This is a genomic window from Micromonospora sp. CPCC 206061, assembly GCF_036906915.1.
In the GTDB taxonomy this organism is placed as follows: domain Bacteria; phylum Actinomycetota; class Actinomycetes; order Mycobacteriales; family Micromonosporaceae; genus Phytohabitans.
Genome location: NZ_JBAKHX010000231.1, coordinates 1 through 666, shown reverse-complemented (window position 1 = coordinate 666; position 666 = coordinate 1). Strand labels below are relative to the sequence as shown.

Annotated in this window: 1 protein-coding gene; it reads right to left on the bottom strand. The window is 65.6% G+C overall.

Features of this window, described 5'->3' with window-relative positions; all coding sequences use genetic code 11:
* Window positions 1-617 (bottom strand): transposase (locus V6V89_RS41530; RefSeq protein WP_442935333.1); only part of this gene is annotated, 617 nt, incomplete at its 3' end.
* Between the last annotated feature and the right edge of the window lie 49 nt (window positions 618-666).

Sequence of the window (666 nt, the reverse complement as noted above, 5' to 3'; positions counted from 1 at the left end):
ATCTTCACGTTGATCGCGTCCAGGAACACCACCGGATAGACCGGATCCAGGGGCCGGTTCTGCCACTCGGCCATCCCGTCCATCACCTTGTCGGTGATCGTCGAGATCGTCTGCTTCGACACCTGCGCCCCGTACACCTCGGCCAGATGCGCGCTGATCTCCCCGGTCGTCAAACCCTTGGCAGACAAGGACAGCACCATGTCCTCGACCCCGGACAGCCGCCGCTGCCGCTTACGCACCAGCTGCGGCTCGAACGAACCGTCCCGGTCGCGGGGCACGGTGATCTCAACCGGGCCGACATCGGTCAACACGGTCTTGGCGCGGGCACCGTTACGGGAGTTGCCGCTGTTGGCCCCGGCCGGGTCGTGCTTGTCGTAGCCGAGGTGATCGGTGATCTCACCCTCCAACGCGGACTCCAGCACGACCTTCGTCAGCTGTTGCAGCAGCCCGCCTTCGCCGGACAGCTGCAAACCCTGCTCGCGGGCCTGGGCCACCAGCTGGTTGACCAGGGCAGGGTCCACCCCCGCCGGCGCCGTCCTGGCCCGCCGCGGGCGCCTACTCGTTCTCTCGTCCGAGACCATCGCAGCAGTATCCGCCGCGCTCGTCGTGATCGTCATCAGGTGCTCTCTCCTTGATCAGGAGTTACACCGATCTTTTTACACTCCC